The sequence below is a fragment of the Methylobacterium sp. AC690 genome (assembly GCF_979256535.1).
Genome location: NZ_CEEDOX010000014.1, coordinates 116,211 through 137,874, shown reverse-complemented (window position 1 = coordinate 137,874; position 21,664 = coordinate 116,211). Strand labels below are relative to the sequence as shown.

22 protein-coding genes are annotated in these 21,664 nt (G+C 69.5%); 8 read left to right on the top strand and 14 right to left on the bottom strand.

Features of this window, described 5'->3' with window-relative positions:
* The first annotated feature begins 116 nt into the window (after window positions 1–116).
* Genes AC0IY1_RS17445 through AC0IY1_RS17435 form a run of 3 tightly spaced genes read left to right on the top strand, consistent with a single transcriptional unit; the run spans window position 117 to window position 2,643 of the window.
* Window positions 117–1,322: a lytic murein transglycosylase gene (locus AC0IY1_RS17445; protein ID WP_103709694.1), complete on the top strand. Its 1,206-nt coding sequence runs from the start codon at window positions 117–119 to the stop codon at window positions 1,320–1,322.
* On the top strand, window positions 1,319–1,735 hold the full coding sequence (locus AC0IY1_RS17440; RefSeq protein WP_471771204.1) for a RidA family protein: 417 nt from the start codon (window positions 1,319–1,321) through the stop codon (window positions 1,733–1,735). The genes AC0IY1_RS17445 and AC0IY1_RS17440 overlap by 4 nt, the downstream gene beginning before the upstream one ends.
* Entirely contained in the window at window positions 1,720–2,643 is a 924-nt protein-coding gene (locus AC0IY1_RS17435) for an NAD-dependent epimerase/dehydratase family protein (RefSeq protein WP_471771203.1), read from the top strand. The genes AC0IY1_RS17440 and AC0IY1_RS17435 overlap by 16 nt, the downstream gene beginning before the upstream one ends.
* Before the next feature lie 61 nt (window positions 2,644–2,704).
* On the opposite strand, the gene AC0IY1_RS17430 is transcribed toward AC0IY1_RS17435, so the two are convergent.
* The 4 genes from AC0IY1_RS17430 to AC0IY1_RS17415 form a co-directional block, all read right to left on the bottom strand.
* Window positions 2,705–3,040, bottom strand: a complete 336-nt coding sequence (locus AC0IY1_RS17430; protein ID WP_471771202.1) for a PepSY domain-containing protein — start codon at window positions 3,038–3,040, stop codon at window positions 2,705–2,707.
* Between the two features lie 108 nt (window positions 3,041–3,148).
* Window positions 3,149–3,991 carry a DUF1206 domain-containing protein gene (locus AC0IY1_RS17425; RefSeq protein ID WP_055957845.1) on the bottom strand — a complete coding sequence of 281 codons (843 nt, stop codon included), beginning with the start codon at window positions 3,989–3,991 and terminating at the stop codon, window positions 3,149–3,151.
* 24 nt (window positions 3,992–4,015) lie between these two features.
* Window positions 4,016–4,360, bottom strand: coding sequence for a hypothetical protein (locus AC0IY1_RS17420; RefSeq protein WP_055957848.1), 345 nt, complete (start codon window positions 4,358–4,360; stop codon window positions 4,016–4,018).
* Window positions 4,361–4,513: 153 nt separating this feature from the next.
* On the bottom strand, window positions 4,514–5,959 hold the full coding sequence (locus AC0IY1_RS17415; protein ID WP_055957851.1) for a homospermidine synthase: 1,446 nt from the start codon (window positions 5,957–5,959) through the stop codon (window positions 4,514–4,516).
* A gap of 320 nt (window positions 5,960–6,279) precedes the next feature.
* On the opposite strand from AC0IY1_RS17415, the gene AC0IY1_RS17410 reads away from it, so the two are divergent.
* Window positions 6,280–6,456 carry a hypothetical protein gene (locus tag AC0IY1_RS17410; protein ID WP_200930240.1) on the top strand — a complete coding sequence of 59 codons (177 nt, stop codon included), beginning with the start codon at window positions 6,280–6,282 and terminating at the stop codon, window positions 6,454–6,456.
* A 24-nt stretch (window positions 6,457–6,480) separates the two neighbouring features.
* Here the strand turns inward: AC0IY1_RS17410 and AC0IY1_RS17405 are convergent, their stop codons facing one another.
* Window positions 6,481–7,050, bottom strand: a complete 570-nt coding sequence (locus tag AC0IY1_RS17405) for a GNAT family N-acetyltransferase (protein WP_055957854.1) — start codon at window positions 7,048–7,050, stop codon at window positions 6,481–6,483.
* A gap of 155 nt (window positions 7,051–7,205) precedes the next feature.
* A complete protein-coding gene (locus tag AC0IY1_RS17400; RefSeq protein ID WP_055957857.1) occupies window positions 7,206–8,372 on the bottom strand; it encodes a type III PLP-dependent enzyme in 1,167 nt (388 codons plus the stop codon).
* Between the two features lie 677 nt (window positions 8,373–9,049).
* Between AC0IY1_RS17400 and AC0IY1_RS17395 the strand changes: the two genes are divergently transcribed.
* Both AC0IY1_RS17395 and AC0IY1_RS17390 read left to right on the top strand, forming a co-directional pair.
* Window positions 9,050–10,624 (top strand): OpgD/OpgG family glucan biosynthesis protein, encoded by a 1,575-nt coding sequence (locus tag AC0IY1_RS17395; protein ID WP_471771198.1) that lies wholly within the window; start codon window positions 9,050–9,052, stop codon window positions 10,622–10,624.
* Window positions 10,621–11,115 (top strand): GNAT family N-acetyltransferase, encoded by a 495-nt coding sequence (locus AC0IY1_RS17390; protein ID WP_471771195.1) that lies wholly within the window; start codon window positions 10,621–10,623, stop codon window positions 11,113–11,115. The genes AC0IY1_RS17395 and AC0IY1_RS17390 overlap by 4 nt, the downstream gene beginning before the upstream one ends.
* 66 nt (window positions 11,116–11,181) lie before the next feature.
* Here the strand turns inward: AC0IY1_RS17390 and AC0IY1_RS17385 are convergent, their stop codons facing one another.
* From AC0IY1_RS17385 to AC0IY1_RS17375, 3 genes are all read right to left on the bottom strand, one after another.
* Window positions 11,182–11,421: a hypothetical protein gene (locus AC0IY1_RS17385; RefSeq protein ID WP_055958157.1), complete on the bottom strand. Its 240-nt coding sequence runs from the start codon at window positions 11,419–11,421 to the stop codon at window positions 11,182–11,184.
* Between the two features lie 429 nt (window positions 11,422–11,850).
* Window positions 11,851–13,989 (bottom strand): glycine--tRNA ligase subunit beta, encoded by a 2,139-nt coding sequence (gene glyS, locus AC0IY1_RS17380; RefSeq protein ID WP_471771192.1) that lies wholly within the window; start codon window positions 13,987–13,989, stop codon window positions 11,851–11,853.
* 61 nt (window positions 13,990–14,050) lie between these two features.
* Entirely contained in the window at window positions 14,051–14,980 is a 930-nt protein-coding gene (locus tag AC0IY1_RS17375; protein ID WP_103709685.1) for a glycine--tRNA ligase subunit alpha, read from the bottom strand.
* Window positions 14,981–15,192: 212 nt separating this feature from the next.
* Here AC0IY1_RS17375 and AC0IY1_RS17370 point away from each other — a divergent pair, with 212 nt between their 5' ends.
* Window positions 15,193–15,432: a hypothetical protein gene (locus AC0IY1_RS17370; protein ID WP_471771189.1), complete on the top strand. Its 240-nt coding sequence runs from the start codon at window positions 15,193–15,195 to the stop codon at window positions 15,430–15,432.
* Between the two features lie 4 nt (window positions 15,433–15,436).
* Here AC0IY1_RS17370 and AC0IY1_RS17365 read toward each other — a convergent pair whose 3' ends face one another.
* From AC0IY1_RS17365 to AC0IY1_RS17355, 3 genes are all read right to left on the bottom strand, one after another.
* Window positions 15,437–16,291 carry a S49 family peptidase gene (locus AC0IY1_RS17365; RefSeq protein WP_055957873.1) on the bottom strand — a complete coding sequence of 285 codons (855 nt, stop codon included), beginning with the start codon at window positions 16,289–16,291 and terminating at the stop codon, window positions 15,437–15,439.
* Window positions 16,292–16,800: 509 nt separating this feature from the next.
* Window positions 16,801–17,571, bottom strand: a complete 771-nt coding sequence (locus AC0IY1_RS17360; RefSeq protein WP_471771186.1) for a tRNA1(Val) (adenine(37)-N6)-methyltransferase — start codon at window positions 17,569–17,571, stop codon at window positions 16,801–16,803.
* Window positions 17,564–17,788 carry a putative signal transducing protein gene (locus tag AC0IY1_RS17355; protein WP_055957879.1) on the bottom strand — a complete coding sequence of 75 codons (225 nt, stop codon included), beginning with the start codon at window positions 17,786–17,788 and terminating at the stop codon, window positions 17,564–17,566. Before AC0IY1_RS17355 ends, AC0IY1_RS17360 begins: the two co-directional genes overlap by 8 nt.
* 159 nt (window positions 17,789–17,947) lie before the next feature.
* Here AC0IY1_RS17355 and AC0IY1_RS17350 point away from each other — a divergent pair, with 159 nt between their 5' ends.
* Window positions 17,948–18,967, top strand: coding sequence for a polyprenyl synthetase family protein (locus AC0IY1_RS17350; RefSeq protein ID WP_055957882.1), 1,020 nt, complete (start codon window positions 17,948–17,950; stop codon window positions 18,965–18,967).
* 21 nt (window positions 18,968–18,988) lie between these two features.
* Here AC0IY1_RS17350 and AC0IY1_RS17345 read toward each other — a convergent pair whose 3' ends face one another.
* Window positions 18,989–20,641, bottom strand: coding sequence for a putative bifunctional diguanylate cyclase/phosphodiesterase (locus AC0IY1_RS17345; RefSeq protein WP_471771183.1), 1,653 nt, complete (start codon window positions 20,639–20,641; stop codon window positions 18,989–18,991).
* 117 nt (window positions 20,642–20,758) lie between these two features.
* Complete coding sequence (locus tag AC0IY1_RS17340; RefSeq protein WP_471771180.1) at window positions 20,759–21,634, bottom strand: 4-(cytidine 5'-diphospho)-2-C-methyl-D-erythritol kinase; 876 nt, start codon at window positions 21,632–21,634, stop codon at window positions 20,759–20,761.
* Between the last annotated feature and the right edge of the window lie 30 nt (window positions 21,635–21,664).

Genomic DNA, 21,664 nt, shown 5'->3' with positions numbered 1-21,664 from the left:
TCGGATGTGTGCGTCGGGCGTTCCGGTCATTCGGTGCCGGCCTCAACCGTTCGTTAACCCTGGTATCGCCTGAATCGGCGATCACGGTTTCGACGAACGCACTGGCGGAGAACACGATGGCATTCGGCCGATCGGGCAAGACGGCGACCCTCTCCGGCGGAGTGGCCGCGGCCCTCCTGGCGATCTGCGCCCCGGCCCAAGCCGACTTCCAGGACTGCCTCGGAAGCCTGCAGGCGCAGGCCGCCGCGCAGGGCATCTCGGCCCAGACCTTCCGGGCCGCGACCGCCGGGATCACCTACGACGAGAAGGTCCTCGAGCTCAGCCAGGCCCAGCCCGAGTTCAAGACGCCGATCTGGGACTACATGGCCGCCCTCGTAGACGAGGAGCGCGTCGACGACGGCAAGGCCGCCATGCGCCAGCACGCGCAGGCCCTGGCCAATGCCGAGGCGCGCTACGGTGTCGACCGACACACCATCGCGGCGGTCTGGGGCGTCGAATCGAACTTCGGGAAGAACCTCGGCAAGATGCCGCTGGTGCAGTCCTTCGCCACGCTGATCTGTGCCAACCATCGCCGGAAGGAGTTCTTCAAGGGCGAGCTGATGGCCACCCTGAAGATCATCGAGCGCGGCGATATCGATCCCTCCCGCCTGAACGGGTCCTGGGCCGGCGCCTTCGGGCAGACGCAGTTCATGCCCACCACCTATCAGCGCCTCGCCGTCGACGGCGACGGCGACGGGCGCCGCGACCTGGTTGATTCGGTGCCGGACGCCGTGGCCTCCACGGCGAACTTCCTGCGGGTGGCCAAGTGGAACAACGGCCAGCCCTGGGGCTACGAGGTGAAGGTGCCGCGCGGCTTCAACGCCGGCGCGGCGGGTCGCAAGAACAAGAAGGCGATCGCCCACTGGGCCTCGCTGGGCGTCACCCGCGTCGACGGCCGTCCCCTCTCGGGCGACGGTCCGGCCGGCATCCTGCTTCCGGCCGGCATCGACGGCCCGGCCTTCCTGGTGACGAAGAACTTCGACGCGCTCTACTCCTACAACGCGGCCGAATCCTACGGCCTCGCCATCGCGGTGCTGTCCGACCGTCTGCGCGGGCGGGGCGGCATCCAGGCCGACTGGCCCACCGACGATCCGCCGCTGTCGCGGGCCGAGCGCCGCGACCTTCAGGCCCGCCTCACCAAGCGCGGCTTCGATGTGGGTGAACCCGACGGCAAGGTCGGTTCCAAGACCCGCGACGCCATCAAGGAAGTCGAGCGCAGCCTCGGCATGCCGGCCACCGGTCGGCCCGGGGCCAAGGTCCTGGAAGCCCTCCGGCGCGGATGAGCGCACGGCGCCTGATCAGCTCCGGCTCGCCGTTCGAAGCGGCCTACGGCTATTCGCGCGCCGTGGTGCAGGGCGGCTTCGTCTTCGTGGCCGGCACCACCGGCTACGACTACGCCACGATGACGCTGCCGGTCTCGGCCACCGAGCAGGCCGAGGCCTGCTGGCGGACCATCGGGGACGTCCTGGCACAGTCCGGGACCGGGCTCGCGGAGATCGTGCGGGCGACCTACTACGTCACGGATCGTACGGAGGCCGAAGCGGTTCTCGCGGTCTGCGGCCGGGTCCTGGCCGGGATCCGGCCCGCCGCCACGCTCGTCATCGTCGCCGGTCTGTTGCGTCCCGAGATGAAGGTCGAGATCGAGGTCACGGCGCTGCTGCCGTCAGGAGGGTTCGTCCCATGGGTGGACCGCTGATCGCACTGACCGGCGCCACGGGCTTCATCGGGCGGCACCTGCTGCAAAGCCTGTCGCGGCACGGGTTCCGGGTGCGCGTCCTGCTCCGCCGTCCGGTGGAGGTTCCGGAGGGCGCGAGCAGCGCCGTCGTCGGCGACCTGACCCGGCCGATGAACATGGCAGCGGCCCTCGCGGGCGTCGACGCGGTGGTGCATTCCGCGGGCTTGTCGCTGACCATGTCGGGCACGCCCGAGGACGATTTCCGCGCGTCGAACACCGAGGCGACCCTGCGTCTCGCCGAGGCGGCCGTCCGGGCCCGGGTCCAGCGCTTCGTCTTCCTGTCCTCCATCCGGGCGCAAACCGGGATCTCGGCGCCCGGACTCGTCACGGAGTCCGATCTGCCAGCCCCGACCGAGGCTTACGGGCGCTCCAAGCTCGCGGCCGAGGCAGCCCTGGCGGAGACCGGGCTCGACTGGGTCGCCCTTCGCCCCGTCCTGGTTTACGGCGCCGGCGTGACGGGCAATGTCGCGACCCTGCTGCAACTGGCCCGCTCTGCCGCGCCGCTTCCCTTCGCGAGCCTCGGGGCGCGGCGCTCTCTCGTCTCGGTGGAATCGCTGGCCCAGGCGGTCGCCGTGGCGCTTGCAGCGCCCGGTCCCTTGCGCCGGCCGCTCATCGTGGCCGAGCCCGATCCGCTCACCCCGGCCGAGATGGTGACGGCCCTGCGCGCCGGCTTCGGACGGCGCGCCGGACTCCTGCCCGCGCCGTCCGCGCTGCTCGCACTCGCCTGCCGGCTCGCAGGACAGGAGCGCGCCTATGCCCGCCTCTCCACCAGCCTCGTCGCGCACGCGGAGGGGCTGGCAACCCTGGGATGGCGGCCCGTGAGCACGGCCCGCGAGGGTCTCGAACGCTTCGCCCGCAGCCAGGCCTGACGAAGGCCCGACATCGCCGGGCGGGCCTCGATCGACGCGAATGGTATCGCGGTCTGTCTGCTCAGCGGCGGACGTCGATCACGTCGCCGGACCGGCTGTCGAGCACGACGGTGATGTCGTCGCCCCGCCGGTCCGAACCGCGGACGATCATCCGCGGGCCGCGCCGGTCGACGCCGTCCACATCCACCAGCCCCTCGCGCCGCGCGATGCGGGCGGCCTCGCCACGGGTCAGTTCGCTGCGCGGCGGACCACGATCGTCGTAGCCGCGGCGGTAACCGGGATCGACCTGTACGCCGCCGGGGCCGATGGAGATGCCCTGCGCGAGCGCCGGAGCGGACGCGAGGCCGAGGCCGAGGGCAACGAGGCGGCCGGCCAGGATCGTCGGACGAATGTGCATGATGGCTTCTCCCTCTGTCAGGCGCGCCGCCTCGGCCGATGGGCCTCTGAACACCTCCTGCGATTCGGGCCTCAATCCCCGTGCGTTCGCTTTTGGTCCGGGGGGGCGTCAGTGCACCGCGCGAATCGCGGCGGCGACGGCGTCGTCGGTCTGGTCGATATCCGGCGCGTCGATGTGGCGGAAGCGCGCCTGGATCAGACCGAAGGCGCCGAAGGCGAAATGCCCGGCCGCCACGATGGCGAGCAGCACCCAGCCATAGGGCTGCGCGCGCAGGGCCGCGAAGGCGCCGGCCAAGCCCTTCACCTCCGAGGAGGCCTGATACCAGGCCGCCGCGATGAAGAACCCGCCGATGATCAGGAAGGCGACGCCGCGGGCAGCGTAACCGAACTGGCCGACGGGCTTGGCCCAGCGACAATGGTCGGCGTCGAGCTTCAGGCGATCGGTGACGTCGCCCTTGAACGCCTTGATCAGGAAGGCGACGCCGCCCCCCATGACGCCGAGGCCGATCAGGCCGACGAGCCACAGGCCGAAGGGCTTTGCCAGGAGCCAGGCCGTCCAGTCCTGCGTGGCGTCACCGCCCTTGCGCCCGAGGCCGAGGGCGAGGCTCGCGGCGGTGATGGCGAGGCCGGTATAGATCGCGGCGCTCAGGAGATGGGCAAGCCGGACGGTCGCGCCCTTCAGCGAGGTTCCGCGCCGGTCGGCATCGGTGACGCTCTCGATGAAGCGCCAGACCGCGAACCCGAGCAGACCGGCCGCGATCAGGCCGACGAGCACGACGCCGAACGGTCCGGCGAGCACCCAGCGGAGGGCGCTCTCGCTGTCGCCGGCGCGGCCGCCCTGGCCGATGGCGGCGAGGACTGCCAAGCCACCGACGACGCAATAGACGATGCCGCGGGCGCCGTAGCCGAACCGAGCGACGCGCTCGATGGTGTTGTGTCCGAGGTTGAGCAAGGCGTTTCCCGGGGTCGCGCGACGTTATCCGTCGGAGGAACGCGCAGCCTTGCCGGATAGTGCCACGTAGAACCCGAGACCGTCGCCGGCCGGGAGGGTCTGCAATCGATCGACCAGACCCTTGCGCTTGGCCTCGAGCAGCAGGCGGCCGATCGGTTGGAACAGGGTTTCGCCGCCGCCCTCCGGCGGAGGCGCCAGCCGGATCGCCACCGTCTTGCCCTTCCCGAAGCGACTGCGTTCCAGCATGTCCGCCAGCGAAGCCTCCGCGGTCGGACGGTTGGTCTCGCGCAGGTCGAGGACCGATTCGGCATCGGTGACCCCGAGCGAACCGCGCAGCTTGTTGGCGTAGAAATCTTCGAAATGGGGCACCGGGCGGCACAGTCCTGGCTGGAGACGAAGATGGGGCGCGTCGCTGCGCAACGCCATCGTAGCCGTCCGCGAGTCCCGGACACAACGGGCTTCGGATGCATCGGCCGCGTCCCCGGCGCGGAAGCCGTGCCGGGGACGCGGCGGCGTGGTGTCTCAGCCGTGGACGAGCACGTTGCGGAACTGCCAGGGGTCGCTGGTGTCGATGTCCTCGGGGAACAGGCCCGGGCGACCGGTCAGCGGCGTCCAGTCGGTGTAGACGCCGATCACGGGGCCGAGATACGGGGTCTGCACTTCGAGGCAGCGACGGAAGTCCATCTCGTCGGCCTCGACGATACCGGCCTCCGGGTTCTCCAGGGCCCAGACCATGCCGGCGAGCACCGCCGAGGTCACCTGCAGGCCCGTGGCGTTCTGGTAGGGCGCGATGCGGCGGGTCTCCTCGATGGAGAGCTGCGAGCCGTACCAGTAGGCGTTCTTGGCATGGCCGTAGAGAAGCACGCCGAGCTCGTCGATGCCGTCGACGATCTCGGTCTCGTCGAGGATGTGGATCGTCTCCTGGACCTTGCCGCCGTTGCCGAACATCTCGTGCAGCGAGAGCACCGCGTCGTTCGCGGGGTGATAGGCGTAGTGGCAGGTCGGCCGGTAGGCGGCGCGCTCGCCCTCCAGCACGGTATAGTAGTCGGAGATCGAGACGGCCTCGTTGTGGGTCACGAGGAAGGCGTATTGCGACTGGGCCGTCGGCGTCCACGAGCGCACGCGGGTGTCGGCGCCGGGCTGGAGCAGGTAGATCGCGCAGCGCGAGCCCTTCTCCTGTTCGCGGCCGTTCTCCGGCATCCAGGTCTCGTGGGTGCCCCAGCCGAGCTCGGCCGGCTGGTTGCCCTCGGAGACGAAGCCTTCCACCGACCAGGTGTTGACGAAGACGCCCATGGGCTTGGCCGACTTGGCACGCTGGGTGTCGCGCTCGGCGATGTGCACGCCCTTCACGCCGACCTCGCGCATGAGGGCGGCCCAGCCGGCGCGGTCCTTCGGCTCAGGGGTCTTCAGGCCGAGATCGCCGGCGATGTTCAGCAGCGCCTGCTTGACGAACCACGACACCATGCCGGGATTGGCGCCGCAGCACGACACGGCGGTGGTGCCGCCGGGGCTCGCGGTACGGGCGTCCAGGATCTCCTGGCGCAGGGCGTAGTTGGTGCGGTCGCCCTGGCTCTTGTTCTTGTCGAAGTAGAAGCCCGGCCAGGGCTCCGCGACGGTGTCGATGTAGAAGGCGCCGAGCTCGCGGCAGAGCTCCATGATCGCCCGCGACGAGGTGTCGACCGAGAGATTCACGCAGAAGCCCTGGCCGCCGCCCTCGGTGAGCAGCGGCGTCAGCACCTCGCGATAGTTCTCCTTGGTCAGAGCGACCTGCTCGAAGCGCAGGCCGTGCTGATCGGCCAGGGACTTGTGCGCGTCGGAGGGCTCGACGACGGTGAAGCGCGCCTTGTCGTATTCGAAGTGGCGCTCGATCAGCGGGAGCGTGCCGCGCCCGATGGAGCCGAAGCCGATCATTACGATGGGGCCTGTGATGCGGCCGTGGACGGGCCAGGCGGTGGCGGCTTCGGTCATGGGCGTCGGGTCCTTCTCATACGCGTGTCGTTGTCGGTGGTCGTACGGCGACCGCATGCCTTAGGCGGCGCAAATGACGAACAAGCGACGGGCTCAGTGGCGTTTGCGGCTCCGGCGGTCAACCGCCCCGGGGCAATCGACTCATGCGCCATGCACCGAGTCTTACGGAAGTTTGAAGCGGCGCATGCCCTGTACGCAGGGCGAGGTCCCACCGCAGCGCATTGCGACGACGGCCCCGCACACCGATATTGCACTGCAACAGAACAACAGCGAACACCGACGCGGAAAAGTCCGTCCCCTCAACGCCACGGACTTCTACCATGCTCGCACTCATCACCTCGCGCCTCGCCGCTCCGGTCGACGAGCCCATCGACCGCGATCCGGGCATCATCACCCTGGCGGCCTCGCTGCTTCGCGCGGTGACGCGCCGCCATGATGCCGCCTTCCAGCGCCGCTGCGATCTCGCCACCAAGACCGAGCATCACACGGCCGTCTGACCCGCGGTTTCGCCGGAACGGCCGTCAGGCGACCCGTCGTCGGGAGCCTGCGCCGCTCTCGGCCACCGCCGGCACAAGGGGGATGGGTGCCGCCTGATCCCAGGCACCCGATGCCCGCAGGATACCCCGTGCTCCGGCCAGGGCACCGCGACGCAACTCGAGCCCGAGGAAGCGCTCGCGCTCGAACGGGCCGGGCATGAACAGCCCCTCCGCGCGTTCCGCCGAAAAGCCGAAGCGCGCATAGTAGGGCGCATCGCCCATCAGCAGCACAGCGCCGTGGCCGAGGATGTCCGCACGACGCAGGGCAGCCCGCATCAGGATCGATCCGAGGCCGAGCCCCTGGATCGTCGGGTCGACCGCCAGCGGCCCCAGCAGCAGGGCCGGGCGCCGGGCGCCGGCCTCGACATGCCACAGACGGCAGGTGCCGACGACGCGACCGTCCTTCTCGGCGGTGAGGGCGAGGCCCTCCGCCGGAAGCCGGCCTTCGCGCAGGCGCTCGGACGTCTTCAGGCGGCGAGCCTCGCCGAAGCAGGCGTCAAGGAGCTGCTCGCGGGCGACGACGTCGCCGGCCACTTCATCACGAATCTGGACCAAGGCCGCACCCTTCCCGAACGTTGGGCAGGCGACAGGACGAGTCCGTTCAGGCTGCGACCGAGGCCGTCGACCTGCACGGGGCGGGACTGTGGGGTTCCACCGCCGGGCGTCCCTCAGGGAAACGCCCGGCGTTCGCGTCATGACCGTGAAGAGGTTTAGATCACGTATTGCTGCAGGGGCGGGAAGCCGTTGAAGGCGACCGCCGCGTAGGTGGTGGTGTAGGCGCCGGCCCCCTCGATCAGCACCTTGTCGCCGATGGAGAGCGATACGGGCAGCGGGTAGGGTACCTTCTCGTACAGCACGTCCGCGGAGTCGCAGGTCGGGCCGGCGAGCACGCAGGGGGCCATGCGGTCCTCGTCGTGCTCGGTGCGGATCGCGTAGCGGATCGACTCGTCCATGGTCTCGGCGAGCCCACCGAACTTGCCGATGTCGAGGTAGACCCAGCGCACCTCGTCCTCGGCGTCGGACTTCTTCGACACCAGCACCACCTCGGCCTCGATCACGCCGGCATTGCCGACCATGCCGCGACCGGGCTCGATGATCGTCTCCGGCATGTGGTTGCCGAAGTGCTTGGTCAGGGCGCGGAAGATCGCGTCGCCGTAGGATTCCACGCCCGGCACCGCCTTGAGGTACTTGGTCGGGAAGCCGCCGCCGAGGTTGACCATCGACAGGGTGATGCCGCGCTGGGCGCAGTCCTCGAAGATCGTGGCGGCGGAGGCGAGGGCGCCGTCCCAGGCACCGGTATTGCCCTGCTGCGAACCGACATGGAACGAGACGCCGTAGGCGGTGAGGCCCTGGCGGTAGGCGTGCTCCAGCACGTCGACGGCCATTTCCGGCACGCAGCCGAACTTGCGCGACAGCGGCCACTCGGCGCCGGCCCCGTCGCAGAGGATGCGGCAGAACACCTGCACGTCGCCGGCCTCGACGCCCGCCGAATCGGCGGCCCGGGCGATCTTCTCGACCTCGGCCTGGCAGTCGACGGCGAAGAGACGCACGCCGAGCTTGAGCGCGCGGGTGATGCAGCGCTCCTTCTTGATGGTGTTGCCGAAGGAGACGCGGTCGGCGGTGGCCCCGGCGGCGAGCGCCATCTCGACCTCGACCACCGAGGCGGTGTCGAAGCAGGAGCCCATCTCGGCGAGCAGCCGCAGCACCTCCGGCGCCGGGTTCGCCTTCACCGCGTAGAACACGCGGGTGTCGGGCAGCGCACGGGCGAAGGCGGTGTAGTTGTCGCGCACGACATCGAGGTCGAGCACCATCACCGGGCCCTCGTCCTGGCCCATGTCACGGCGTGCGCGCAGGAAATCGCGGATACGATCGGTCATGCTCGTTCCAACCCACAGGTTCGCGAGCGCCCTCGCGGGGCGCGCTGTCGAATGTCAGGACGACAGGATGCCGTCCGGCGTCTGGGGGCGCTGCGACGCGACGCGCCACGTGCTTTGGAGACACGCGAGGGCATCGCGGGCGCAAGAGCACCCGGAAGCTGCCTTGGATTGGAAGGGGGGTCCCCACCGCACGCCGGGCAAAGAGAAACAAGCCTCTTCGGTGCCGGCCTTTGGAGGGCCGACGAGACCAAAAAAGCCCGTTCGTCGTTGCTTTAAGCTGCGTCCCCCGTGGAGAGCGGGGTTCGCCGGTTTCGCCTCCGGCTGCCGGTTGTTGTCGGGGTCCGGTGTTGCCACCTGGATGCCGGCCGGAGGGAATCCACCCTGTCGACCATCGATCCTTTAAGACCCCTGGCGGCTGTCCGGCAGTTGGCCGGATGCCCACCAACCGACACGCGGCCACAGGCACGTGCGAAATTGGGCAAGGCGCATATACGGTCAGGGTGTTCTCGCCACAAGGGAAAACCGCGATTTTTCACCCGAAACCGGGTTGTCTTCCCGGGCTGTTGCAGAAACGCCGCGGACACCGACGCCCAGCAGACGATGGGCCCTTCCCAAGGTCGTGCGGACGGGCCATCAAGCGCACGGTTTTCTCTCAAGGCGCACCGGATCGCAGGACGATGTCAGAACCCAACCGGCGCAGAATCGTCCAGGGACTCGCGGCCACGACCCTCCTCGCGGCGACCGTGGAGGCGCGGGCGCAACGCCGCGAAGGGCGTCCGGAGACCCCCTTCGGCTTCGCCGACGTGGAGCGCCGGGCGCAGGACCTTGCCAAGGTTGCCTACGAGGCCCGCGTCCCGACCCTGCCGGCGCCGATCGCCAAGCTCGACTACGACGCCTGGCGCGACATCCGCTTCAAGCCGGACAAGGCGTTTCTCGGCGACGGGAGCCCGTTCCGGCTCCAGCTCTTCCATCTCGGCTTCCTCTACACCCGTCCGGTGACGGTGAACCTCGTCCGCGGTGGCGTGGCGACGCCGATTCCCTACCAGTCGAGCCTCTACGACATGGGGCGCACGAAGCTGGACAAGGCCTTGCCGGTCGATCTCGGCTTCGCCGGCCTGCGCATCCATGCGCCGCTGAACAAGCCGAACCTGCTCGATGAGCTCATCGTCTTCCTCGGGGCGAGCTACTATCGCTTCCTCGGGCGCGATCAGCTCTACGGCCTCTCGGCCCGGGGACTGGCAGTCAACGTCGAGGGGCAGGGCGGCCCCGAGGAATTTCCGGTTTTCCGCGAGTTCTGGGTCGGCGTACCGGACAAGGCCGACGACGCGCTGACGATCTACGCGCTCCTCGACAGCCCGTCGCTCACCGGTGCCTATCAGTTCACCGTGACGCCGGGTGACGCGACCAGCGTGGCGGTGCGCGCCACCCTGATCCCACGGGTCGACCTCGCGACGGTGGGCCTTGCTCCGCTTACCTCGATGTTCTTCATCGGCGAGAACGATCGTCGCCACGCCGACGACTACCGGCCGGAGCTCCACGATTCCGACGGGCTCCAGATCGCGGCGGGCAGCGGGGAGTGGCTGTGGCGTCCGCTCCACAATCCGCGCGACCGGCGCATCTCTAGCTTCGTCGACCGCGACCCGAAGGGCTTCGGGCTGATGCAGCGCGATCGGAACTTCGAGACCTACCAGGACCTGGAAGCCTCTTACGACCGCCGGCCCGGCTACTTCGTCGAGCCGGACGGCCCGTGGGGCGAGGGTGCGGTGATGCTGATGGAGCTGCCCACCGACACCGAGACCAACGACAACATCGTCGCGTGCTGGCGGCCGGCGAGCCCCTATCCGGCCGGCACGCCGGTCACGCTGTCCTACCGGGTTCGCGCCGTCGGCGGGGCTCCGCTCCATCCGGGCGGGCGCGTGATCAACACCTTCAGCGTCGCCCCGTTGGCCAGTGGCACCGCCAAGGCGGAGGAGGAGAAGGGCGGCCTGACGCGGCGCTTCCTCGTCGATTTCGCCGGCGGCGATCTCGACTACTACCGCGCCGATCCGAGCCGGGTGGAGGTGGTGGCAAGCACCGCCCTGGGCCGTATCACGCACAGCTCGGTGGCGCCGAACCCTCATATCCAGGGCCTGCGCGCGGCCTTCGACGTGACCCTGGAGGCCCCGGGTCAGGCGACCGACCTGCGCGTGTTCCTGCGGGCCTCGGGGCGTGCCCTGTCGGAAACCTGGGTCTATCCCTGGACGGCCCGGTGAGCGCGTCCTCGATCAAGTCTGAAACGGCGCCGCGGGTGGAGATCCGCCCGGCGACGCTGGCCGATCTCGACGCCCTGGTGGCCCTTGAACACGCCGCCTTCGCCAGCGACCGCGCCGAGCGGCGTGCAATCCGCCACGCCATCCGCTCGCCCAGCATGTCGCTCCTGGCGGCGATCATCCGCGACGAGGCGGGACAGGCGACCCTCGTCGGGTCGGCCACGCTGGAGCGCCGGCGCGGCAGCCGCAGCGCCCGACTCTCCTCCATCGCCGTCTCCCCGGCGCGGTCCGGTCTCGGGCTCGGCAGCCTCGTTCTCGACGCCGCCGAAGCGGATGCGCGCGCCCATGGCTGCGCGCGTCTGCGCCTCGAAGTCCGCGCCGACAACGGTGCCGGGATCCGGCTCTACGAACGCCGGGGTTACCTGCGCTTCGCCGTCATCCCCGATTACTACGAGGACGGCATGGAAGCCTGGCGCTACGAGAAGTCTCTCTGAGACGCGAAAGCCCGCCCCGGTGGGACCGGAGCGGGCGCGGCAGGCCTCCGAAACCGGACGGCTGGTTCAGTCGCAGCTCTCCTTGGTGACCGTCTTGCGGTCGCCGAGATCGTTCTCCTTGGTCACGGTCTTGGAGGAGCAGCCGTCGCCGGACTCCCGGCGCTCGACCGTGCGGCTCTCGGTGGAGGGGCGATCGACCACGACGGTGTCGGGCGCGTCGCGGCGGATGACCGTGGTCTCGGCCTGAACGGCCGAAGCGCCGAACAGCGTTGCCAGGGTCAGGGCGGCGATGATGGGGTTGCGCATCTACATCTCCCTTCAGGAAAATCTGCAGCCCCAACGGCGATCATCGAGAAACCGTTCCGCTTGTTCGAAGGCCGCCCAACCGAAATCTGCCGCATTGCGAATCTTCGGTTGACGATGTCCTGCGACGTCCACCTGAGACCTTGCACATGAGCCCCGGCGAGAGCGCCGGAGTCGGGTGATGTGGGCCAGATCGTCGGCCGCGGGCGACGGATCCGTTCGCGGAGCGGCCGACCGGACTCCCGCCCTCGTCCGCGAAAACGGGTAGGGGGTTTAGGCCTCGTCTCCCGCGAGCGCATCGACGCGCCCGGCCATTTGGTCGGGGTTTCGCGGCTCGGGTCCCTCGCCAAACAGGTTGACGGGGTGGAGCGGTATCATCCCGTCAGCCGGGCGGTCGGGACGTAGACCAGGGCCGAAACGAGAGGCCGTCGCTCAGCCCTCGATGCGCGAGAAATCCGCGACTTCGCGGGTCGCAGCCCGCAGGGCGTTGAGAAGCGCGAGGCGGTTCTGGCGCAGGGCGGGATCCTCGGCATTCACCGTGACCCGCTCGAAGAACGCGTCGACCGGCACGCGCAGGGTCGAGAGCGCCTGCATGGCCCCGGCGAAATCCTCCGCAGCCACGGCCGCCGACGCCGTCTCGCGCGCCGCCGCCAGGGCCTCGGCGAGGGCCCGTTCCTCCGGCTCGCCGCGGGCGGCGAGGGCTGCATCCGGGGCCGCGTCGTAGGCGCGACCGTCCTTCTTCTCTTCGATGCGCAGGATGTTGGCAGCGCGCTTGTAGCCGGCCAGCAGGTTCCGGCCGTCGTCGGTTTCGAGGAAGGTGCCCAGAGCCTCGATGCGGCGGACCACCATCAGCAGATCATCCTGGCCGGGCAGGGCGAAGACCGCATCGATCAGGTCGTGGCGGGCACCCTTGTCGCGCAGGTAGACCTTCAGGCGATCGGCGAAGAAGGCGAGGAGGCTCGCGCCATCCGCGTCCGCGGCGCTGGCAGGCGCGGCGGTCTTCGGCGGAGTGCCGTAATTCGCATGGCCGTCGGCGGCGGCCTGGTAGCCGTCACGCAGGAGGGACAGATTCACGGTGTTCTCGATGAGCAGCCGGATCACCCCGAGGGCCGCGCGGCGCAGGGCGTAGGGGTCCTTGCTGCCCGTCGGCTTCTCGTCGATGGACCAGAACCCGACCAGGGTGTCGAACTTGTCGGCAAGCGCCACGGCCACAGCCACGGGATCGGTCGGCACCCGGTCGGAGGGACCGACCGGCTTGTAGTGGTCCTCGATCGCCGCCGCGACACTCCCGGTCTCTCCCTGGAGCGCCGCGTATTTGCGACCCATCAGGCCCTGCAGCTCGGGAAACTCGCCGACCATCTCGGTGACGAGGTCGGCCTTGGCCAGGGTCGCCGCACGCTCGGCCTGATCCGGGTCGGCGCCGACCAGGGGCGCCAGCTCGCGGGCCAGGGCGGCGATGCGCTGAACGCGCTCTCCCTGCGTGCCCAGCTTCTCATGGAACACGATGGTGTCGAGCTTCGGAAGCCGGTCCGCGAGGCGGGTCGCCTTGTCGGTCTCCCAGAAGAACTTGGCATCCGACAGGCGTGCGCGCACCACGCGCTCGTTGCCGGCGGTGATGGCGAGGCCGCCGTCGCTGGCGACCAGATTCGACGTCAGGACGAAGGCCGGCGCAAGGATGTCGGTGCCGGCCTGACGCAGCACGAAGCACTTCTGGTTCGCTCGGATGGTGGCGCGGATGGCCTCGGCCGGGATGTCGAGAAAGGCTTCGTCGAAGGAGCCCAGCAGCACCACGGGCCACTCGACGAGACCGGCGACCTCCTCCAGCAGCCCCTCGTCCTCGACGAGTTCGAGGCCGCGCGCGAAGGCGAGGTCGCGGGCATCGTGCAGGATGATGTCCTTGCGCCGCTCCATGTCGAGCACGACCTTTGCGCGCTCCAGGGACCGGACGTAGTCGTCGAAGCGCCGGACCTCGATGGCCTCGGGCGCCAGGAAGCGGTGGCCGTAGGTGGTGGTGCCGGCGACGATGCCGTCCACCGCGAACGGCACCACGTCCGGCGTCTCGGTCTCCGGCCCGAAGGTGGCGACGATGGATTGCAGCGGACGCACCCAGCGCAGGGCGCCCGGCTGCGCCGAGGCCTGGCCCCAGCGCATCGATTTCGGCCACGGGAAGCTGCGGATGATCTGCGGCAGGATCTCGGCAAGGACGTCGAGGGTCTCGCGGCCGGGCCGCTCGAGCAACGCGACGTAGAACGCGCCCTTCTTCGGATCCGTGACGACGGTCGCCTGGTCGAGGCTCGCGAGCCCCGTGCTCTTCAGGAAGCCCTGGACGGCACCCTCCGGTGCCCCGACCCGGGGCCCTTTACGCTCCTCGCGCACGTCCTGCCCGCGCGGCGGCAGGCCGGCCACGTGCAGCGCCAAGCGGCGCGGCGTGGCGAAGGCCTTGGCCCCCTCGTAGAGGAAGCCGCGCTCCACGAGGGCGTCGGTGACGAGCTTTTTCAGGTCGTCGGCCGCCTTCCGCTGCATGCGGGCGGGAATCTCTTCGGAGCGAAGTTCGAGGAGGAGGTCGGGCATGGGATCAGGCGGCGTCCAGGTGATGGTGTTCGGGGTCGTGGGGCGCGGTCAGTGACGCGGATCAGGCCGCGCCGCCCCCCGCCGTGCGCAGGTACGCCGCCCCACAGGCCTTCGCGAGTTCACGTACCCGCAGGATGTAGCTCTGGCGCTCGGTCACCGAGATGACGCCGCGGGCGTCGAGCAGGTTGAAGACGTGGCTCGCCTTGATGCACTGGTCGTAGGCCGGCTGCGCCATCCGGTGTCGGCCGGTCTCGTCCTCCGGCGCCCCGGCGTCGAGGTAGGTGCGGCAGGCCTTCTCCGCGTCGGTGAACTGGCGGAACAGCATCGCGGTGTCCGCCGCCTCGAAGTTGTGGCGCGAATATTCCTGCTCGGACTGGAGGAAGACGTCGCCGTACGACACCCGATCCTCGCCGGTCCCGCCGTTGAAGTTCAGGTCGTAGACGTTCTCGACGCCCTGGACGTACATCGCCAGGCGCTCAAGCCCATAGGTCAGCTCGCCCGCCACGGGGGCGCATTCGAAGCCGGCGACCTGCTGGAAATAGGTGAACTGGCTCACCTCCATGCCGTCGCACCAGCACTCCCAGCCGAGGCCCCAGGCCCCGAGGGTCGGGCTCTCCCAGTCGTCCTCGACGAAGCGGATGTCGTGCAGCGTCAGGTCGACGCCGATGGCGTCGAGGGAGGCGAGGTAGAGCTCCTGCAGGTTGGGCGGGTTCGGCTTCAGGATGACCTGGAACTGGTAGTAGTGCTGCAGCCGGTTCGGGTTCTCGCCGTAGCGACCGTCCTTCGGACGCCGCGAGGGCTGGACGTAGGCGGCCTTCCAGGGCTTCGGGCCGAGCGCCCGCAGAGTCGTGGCCGGATGGAAGGTGCCGGCGCCGACTTCCATGTCGTAGGGCTGCAGGATCACGCAGCCCTGCGCCGCCCAGAATCGCTGCAGGGTCAGGATCAGGCCCTGGAACGAGGTTTTGGGCGCGAGATCGACGGCGCTCGACATGGGTTTTCCGGTCCGTGGAGGGGCGGCCAGCGTTTAAGAGGCGGCCCGGTCGTGTCAAGCGACGGCACGGCAGGCCGGGCGTGCGTCGGCACACACAATTCGGCCACGTTTCGTTTTAGCGGTGGAACGGTCTCGCTTGCTGCCAAGTTTATCAGGCAATCAAGGGGTTCTCACCGTCCTCAAGGGCGGTCGACAATTTGGAACATCGCGTCATGCGCTCGTCCGTCACAGTCTTCGCCGCCCTCGTCGCAGCATCCCTGGTCGCCACTCCGCTGGTGATCACCGCGTCGAACGCGCTCGCCACGGCCGAGTATTCGGACGCGGTCACGATGCCCGCCGCCGTGACGCCGATCGAAGTCGCGGCCGTGCCGGCCCCCACCCTGGCCGAGACCTGCACCCGCAAGGTTCGGGTGGTCTATGCCGGTTACGGCACCGAAGCCTGCAAGCATTGAGTGTCTACAAGCCGTAGCGGGCGAAGGCGGCGCGATCCTCAATCGCCGCCATGACTTCGCCCGCGACGCTGCTCCCGGGTGCCGAGCGCCGCAACAGGCGGGCCACGAGAGAGCCCTTCTTCTCCGCGATGAAAACGAGGTCGACCGTCTCCCCATAGCGGGCCCGCAGGGTCGAGCGGGCATCTCCCAGGCCGTCGACAAGGCCCAACGGCAGGGCCTGCTGCCCGGTCCAGACCGCCCCGGTGAACAGGTTCTCTCCGCTCGACGCGAGCTTCGGACGGCGGGCACTGACGAGCGCCGTGAACAGCGCCTGCACATCCGCCTGAATCGCCTTGAGACGCGCGACGTCGGCAGGATCCTCCGGACGGAACGGGTCGAGCATGCCCTTGGCCTCGCCCTGGGTGTGCACGCGGCGATCGATGCCGATTCGCTCGATCAGTCGGTCGAAACCGAACCCAGCCGAGACGACACCGATCGATCCGACCAGGGACATGGGATCGGCGATAATCTCATCCGCCGCGCAGGCGATCATGTAGCCGCCGGACGCCGCGACATCCTCCACGAAGGCCAGGACCGGGAGTTTCTTCTCGGCCGCCAGGGCTCGGATGCGCTGATGGATCAGGTGCGACTGCGCCGGAGAACCGCCCGGCGAATTGATGACCAGCGCGACGGCCGCGATGCCGGGCGTCGCAAAGGCGCGTTCGAGGCTGCTCGCGAGACCGCCGATCGACAACCCGGCGCGGAACGGCGACACGGCGCCGATCGCCCCGCTGAGGCGCAGGACGGCGACGCGGGAGCCTTCACGGCGCCAGCGCCGGGGAAGCAGCGCGCGCAGGGGACCCGGCAGGGAAACAGGCATGCGATCTCGACTCGAACAGGAGGGCAGGCAAGGTGTCCCGCGTCGACCACGGGTGGCCGGGCGGCTTGAGCGCTGAGGTGGGGCGGGACGAACCCTTTTGCCAGCGTCGCCGTTGTCGCCTCACGCCGCCGGATCGTGGCGGCGGGCGAGCCTCCCGAAGGGGGCCGCGCAGCAGCGAAGGAGACGCAACCATGCGCGCGATGCGTTGGATGGCCCTGGCACTCGGCATGTTGGCCGGTGCGATAGGATTTGGAGCGACGGTGAGCGCTGCACCGATGCCCGTGGCAGGTATCGAGGCCGGCGCGCAGGCGCCCCTGGTGGCGCAGGCCCGGTGGCATGGGCATCGGCGCCATTGGCATCACCGCCGGCACTGGCACCATCGCCGTCACTGGCATCACCGTCGCCACTGGCATCACCGCCATCATTGGCGCTGGCACCACGGCTGGGGCCACCGCCATCACGGCTGGCATCGGCCGTATCGGGTCCGGACGTTCTACTGAGGGCCGCCCTCAGGCGGACTCGCCGGAGGTATCGACCCAGCCGCGGCCCTCGTTGAGGGCCGCGGCGTGCGGGGTGAACTTGCCGTCATCGCTGTGAAGGATGACGGGCGGCAGGAGCCGGAGTGGTGCGCGGCTGCCCTTCACGCCGCTGACGAGGATGCGGATCGCCGGCTGATCCGGCTTGGCGTGGACCGGCCGGATCGCCAGCGCGCCGAAGCGGCCGCGGAGGGCATCGAGGCAGGCGGAGAGGTGATCCGCCCGATGGATCAGGCCGATCCGACCCTGTGGGCGAAGAAGATCGACGCAGCAGCGCATCCAGTCTTCGAGCCCGCCGTCCGAGAACGTGTGCGCGCCGGCCTTGGCGGCCACGGGGGAGGGCCGGTGCCGTCCGGGCTCGAAATAGGGCGGGTTCGTCAGGAGGAGGTCGGCAAGGCCGGGCGTCAGGCCATCGGCATGGCGACGCAGCCCGGGCGCCAGCACGTCCGCCTCGATCACCGTTGTCCGGTCGGACAAGCTGTTCGCCTCCGCGTTGCAGCGGGCGTAGGCGGCCAGCTCCGGATCGCGCTCCACCAGCACCACGCGACAGCGGGGGCTGCGCAGGGCGACCGCGAGGCCGACGGCGCCGCTGGACGCTCCGACGTCGCAGACGACGGCACCGGGTTCGGGCGGGAGGAGAGCCGCCAGGAGCACCGCATCCGTACCGGCCCGGTGCGCGCCGCGCGGCGGCTGGGTCAGCCGAAGCCGCCCGCCGAGCCAGAGATCGGCACCGGCCTCAGGCATCCCGCAGCTCGTGGGCGAGACCCGCATCGGTGAGGAGGCGGCGCGCCTGCATCGCCTGATCCTGCGGCACCAGCAGACGCCGTGCGAAGGCACCGATGGAGCCTTCGAGAAGGCTCATGTGCTGGTCGGCCACCAGGGCCGGAATGGCAGCGGCCTCCAGGATCGACTGGGCAAAGCCGATCAGAACGACGTCGTTGCTGCGAATGAGTTCGGTCATACATCCTCTCCCCGGTGCCATACCGGACACCGACCGCGGATCTATACCTTGCGGCATGGTGCGTGTTGCAGCGCCTCCGAGCGCATGCGATGGGGTGTCACGGACGTGGTCGATTGGATCGCGCCGCGTTGGCGTAGGGAAGCGGGAGGCCTCGAGGTCTTGGGCGTCGTAGTTCCGATCGAAGAGAGAAGCCCCGATCCCGAGGCGAGCCTGGCCGACCTCGTCGCCCTGGTGTCAGGCGGGATGGAGCGCGTCAACGCGACGATCCTGTCCCGCACCGGATCCGACGTCCAGATGATTCCCGAGGTCGCCAACCACCTGATCTCCTCGGGCGGCAAGCGCCTCCGGCCGATCCTCACCCTCGCGACCGCTGATCTCTGCCACTATGCCGGCGACGGCGCGGTGAAGCTCGCCGCCAGCGTCGAGTTCATGCACACCGCGACTCTCCTGCACGACGATGTGGTCGACGGCAGCGACATGCGTCGCGGCAAGGTCGCGGCCCGCATCAAGTGGGGGAACGAGGCCAGCGTCCTGGTGGGCGATTTCCTGCTCGGCCAGGCCTTTCGCATGATGGTCGAGGTCGGATCGCTGAAGGCCCTCGATATCCTGTCCGCGGCGGCCACCATCATCGCCGAGGGCGAGGTGATGCAGCTCACGGCGGCGAAGAACACCGAGACGAGCGAGGCCGAGTATCTCGCGGTGATCAGTGCCAAGACGGCGGAGCTGTTCGCCGCCGCCTGCGAGGTCGGACCGGTCCTGGCCGAGCGCGACACCGCCGAGCAGGCGGCCTGCCGCGCCTACGGCATGAACCTCGGGATCGCCTTCCAGCTCATCGACGACGTGCTCGATTACGGCGGCACCAGCGATACCCTGGGCAAGAATGTCGGCGACGATTTTCGCGAGGGCAAGATCACGCTTCCCATCGTCCTCGCGGTGCGCCGTGCCACGGGTAGCGAACGCGCCTTCTGGAAGCGGACGCTCGAACTGGGCGAGGTCACCGACAACGATCTCGAGACGGCGCGCGCCATCCTCCGGCGTCACGGTGCCTTGGAGGAGACCATGGCGCGTGCACGCCTGTACGGCGACCGGGCCCGGGATTCCCTGAAGGCGTTCCCGGCGAGCCCGATGAAACACGCGCTGTTGCAGGTCGTCGACTTCTGCATCGCCCGGGCGCACTGAGCTTCCGGGCGCGGCGGACGGTCAGGCTGCCGCTTGGCGGAGGGCCGGCGGCGGAGCAAGGGCCACGAGTTCGCGCTCGGCGAGCTCCGACGTTTCGGACAGAGACGGCGCGATCACGATCCGGCCCTCATCGTCGGACCATTGTGTGAGAAGACCGTCGGTGGTGGCCTTGTTCATGGGCCGGCCGAAGAGGTAGCCCTGACCATAGGTGCAGCCCTGGCCCGCCAGCCAATCGACGCTGGTCCCGCTCTCGATGCCCTCCGCCGTGGTGAGAAGGCCGAGGCTCGAGCCCAGGGCGATGATCGCATCGACGAGCTTGGCGCGCTCGCTGCTCAGCCGCATCGATTCCACGTAGCTGCGGTCGATCTTCAGCTTGTCGAACTGCAGCTCGCGCAGATGGTACAGGCTGGAATATCCGGTCCCGAAATCGTCGAGGGCGATGCGCACGCCGAAGCTCTGGAGCGACTTCAGGGCGGTCCGCGCCGCTTCGAGATCGTTGACCAGGGCCGTCTCCGTGATCTCGATCTCCAGGCGTTCCGGCGCGAATCCGATCTCGGTCAGGATGCCGAGGATGTGTTCCGGCAGGTGCGGATCGCGGAGTTGAAGCGGCGATATGTTGATCGCCAGCTGGAGATGGGCTGGCCAGAGCCGGGCGTCCCGGCAGGCCCGGCGCATCAGCGACCAGGTGAGGTCGGCGATCAGGCCGGTCTCCTCGGCCAGGCCGATGAAATCGGCGGGGGTCAGAATGCCCAACCGGGGATGATTCCAGCGGGCCAGCACCTCGAACCCGATGAGGTCGCGGCCAGGCAGTGACACCACCGGCTGGTAGAACGGTTCGATCTCGCCCTTCTCGATGCCAATCCGCAACTCGCCCTCGAGCCGGGCCCGTGCCTTCAGGGCCTGGCCCATGTCGAGATGGAAGAACCGGTAGGTCCCGCGACCATCCCGCTTGCCCTGGTACATGGCGACGTCGGCAGCGTGCAGCAGCGCCTCCGCGGTGCGGCTCTCCTCCGTCGCCGTCGCGATCCCGATGGTGGCGCCGATCTCGAGACGGCTCTGGGTCCAGGCGATCGGTTGGGAGAGCGCGGCGATGACGCCCTGTGCGAGGCGCGCCAGAACTTCCGGGTCGCTGCCGTCATCGAGGAGGAGCGCGAACTCATCGCCGCCGAGGCGCGCGACGAGGCTCTGAGGCGGGGCGAGGGCCCGCAGACGATCGGCAATGACGCAGAGGACCGCATCGCCCGCGGCGTGGCCATGGACGTCGTTCACCGGCTTGAAGCGGTCGAGGTCGATCAGCATCACGGCGACCCGCGGCAGACCGGTGGCCACGCGGATGCGGGCTTCGAGGGTTTCCCGGAACAGGCGCCGATTGGCGAGGCCCGTCATCGCATCGTGGCGTGCGACGGCCTCGGCATGGGCCTCGGCTCCGTCGCGATCCTGCATCGCCTTGCGCAGCTTGAAGGACTTGCGGATGGCCGCGACGACCACGCCCAGGCTCATGCAGAGGGTCAGCATCAGCAGGTCCTGAAGCTGATGCGTCCGGGTCGCGTCGATGAGAACCGTGAAGAAGCCGAGCTGGGTGCCGAGGATCCAGATGCAGGAGCCGATCATCATCAGGCACAGGAGTTCTCGGAGTTCACCCTCTCCCCATGAGTTGTTTTTCTGGTCGGGCATGCACCGCTCCTCGCGCATGCCGATCCTGCAGACTCAAACCTTGAGCGAGCGTAAAGCTGACAGCTCAAGTCGGCCTTGATGCACGGAAAGTTGCTATTCCACCGATTGAGCGAATGCTTAGCGAAGCATTGCTGCGCTGACCCACCAGTCCGGGTGAACTGTCGCGATGCTACGAGCGGCACGAGCCGCCTCGGATCGATGCCCGAAAAGTCCGAACACGGTCGCGCCGGACCCCGACATCCGCGCCAGACGGCATCCGGGTGCGGCCCGCAAGGCCTCGAGCGCCCCGTCGATCACCGGGGCGATGCTGCGCGCCGGGGCCTCGAGGTCGTTGCGCGCGGGCGTGATCGCGCGCAGGAGCGCCTCCGCCCCGAGACCGGGGGCGATGACGGGATGAGCGCCGGTGCCGTGGCGATCGCCGACCGCGAGCCCGAGCGCGCGAAACACCGGCGCGGTCTCGACCGGGACGCCCGGATTGATGAGGACCGCCGGCAGCGGGGTCAGATCGAGGACGGGTCCGACGGCTTCGCCGGCGCCCGACATCATGCGGGCGCGGGGGACGAGACAGACCGGGACATCGGCACCGGTGGCACGGGCGGCCGCGATCAGTTGCGGATCGTCGGGGGGCATGGCGTTCAGGCGCCCGAGAAGGCGCAGGGCCGCGGCAGCGTCGGAGGAGCCGCCGCCGATGCCTGCGGCGACGGGCAGGCGCTTCACCAGATGGAAGGTGCCATGGCGCAGACCCGGCCGCAGGCGCGCGAGGTTCCGCGCCGCCCGAATGACAAGGTTGTCGTCGAGGGGGCCGGCCGGGCCGGCGGTCGGCCCCGATACGGTCAGCGCCAGGTCGGGACCGGGCTCCAGGCTGAGCGTGTCGCCGGCGCCGGTGAAGACCACGAGACTTTCGAGCTCGTGGTAGCCGTCGCCGGTCCTGCGGCCGAGGACGTGGAGGGTGAGGTTGATCTTCGCCGGAGCGCGGGTGACGAGGAGGGGCATGGACACTCGGGGCTCACGGATCGGGCAATC

Coding starts and splice junctions, on each gene's coding strand:
- AC0IY1_RS17415 (WP_055957851.1), bottom strand. CDS start 5,959: ATGACCGAAGCCGCCACCGCCTGGCCCGTCCACGGCCGCATCACAGGC.
- AC0IY1_RS17395 (WP_471771198.1), top strand. CDS start 9,050: ATGTCAGAACCCAACCGGCGCAGAATCGTCCAGGGACTCGCGGCCACG.
- AC0IY1_RS17435 (WP_471771203.1), top strand. CDS start 1,720: ATGGGTGGACCGCTGATCGCACTGACCGGCGCCACGGGCTTCATCGGG.
- AC0IY1_RS17440 (WP_471771204.1), top strand. CDS start 1,319: ATGAGCGCACGGCGCCTGATCAGCTCCGGCTCGCCGTTCGAAGCGGCC.
- AC0IY1_RS17345 (WP_471771183.1), bottom strand. CDS start 20,641: ATGCCCGACCAGAAAAACAACTCATGGGGAGAGGGTGAACTCCGAGAA.
- AC0IY1_RS17400 (WP_055957857.1), bottom strand. CDS start 8,372: ATGACCGATCGTATCCGCGATTTCCTGCGCGCACGCCGTGACATGGGC.
- AC0IY1_RS17365 (WP_055957873.1), bottom strand. CDS start 16,291: ATGCCTGTTTCCCTGCCGGGTCCCCTGCGCGCGCTGCTTCCCCGGCGC.
- AC0IY1_RS17410 (WP_200930240.1), top strand. CDS start 6,280: ATGCTCGCACTCATCACCTCGCGCCTCGCCGCTCCGGTCGACGAGCCC.
- AC0IY1_RS17340 (WP_471771180.1), bottom strand. CDS start 21,634: ATGCCCCTCCTCGTCACCCGCGCTCCGGCGAAGATCAACCTCACCCTC.
- AC0IY1_RS17360 (WP_471771186.1), bottom strand. CDS start 17,571: ATGCCTGAGGCCGGTGCCGATCTCTGGCTCGGCGGGCGGCTTCGGCTG.
- AC0IY1_RS17430 (WP_471771202.1), bottom strand. CDS start 3,040: ATGCACATTCGTCCGACGATCCTGGCCGGCCGCCTCGTTGCCCTCGGC.
- AC0IY1_RS17375 (WP_103709685.1), bottom strand. CDS start 14,980: ATGTCGAGCGCCGTCGATCTCGCGCCCAAAACCTCGTTCCAGGGCCTG.
- AC0IY1_RS17355 (WP_055957879.1), bottom strand. CDS start 17,788: ATGACCGAACTCATTCGCAGCAACGACGTCGTTCTGATCGGCTTTGCC.
- AC0IY1_RS17385 (WP_055958157.1), bottom strand. CDS start 11,421: ATGCGCAACCCCATCATCGCCGCCCTGACCCTGGCAACGCTGTTCGGC.
- AC0IY1_RS17445 (WP_103709694.1), top strand. CDS start 117: ATGGCATTCGGCCGATCGGGCAAGACGGCGACCCTCTCCGGCGGAGTG.
- AC0IY1_RS17370 (WP_471771189.1), top strand. CDS start 15,193: ATGCGCTCGTCCGTCACAGTCTTCGCCGCCCTCGTCGCAGCATCCCTG.
- glyS (WP_471771192.1), bottom strand. CDS start 13,989: ATGCCCGACCTCCTCCTCGAACTTCGCTCCGAAGAGATTCCCGCCCGC.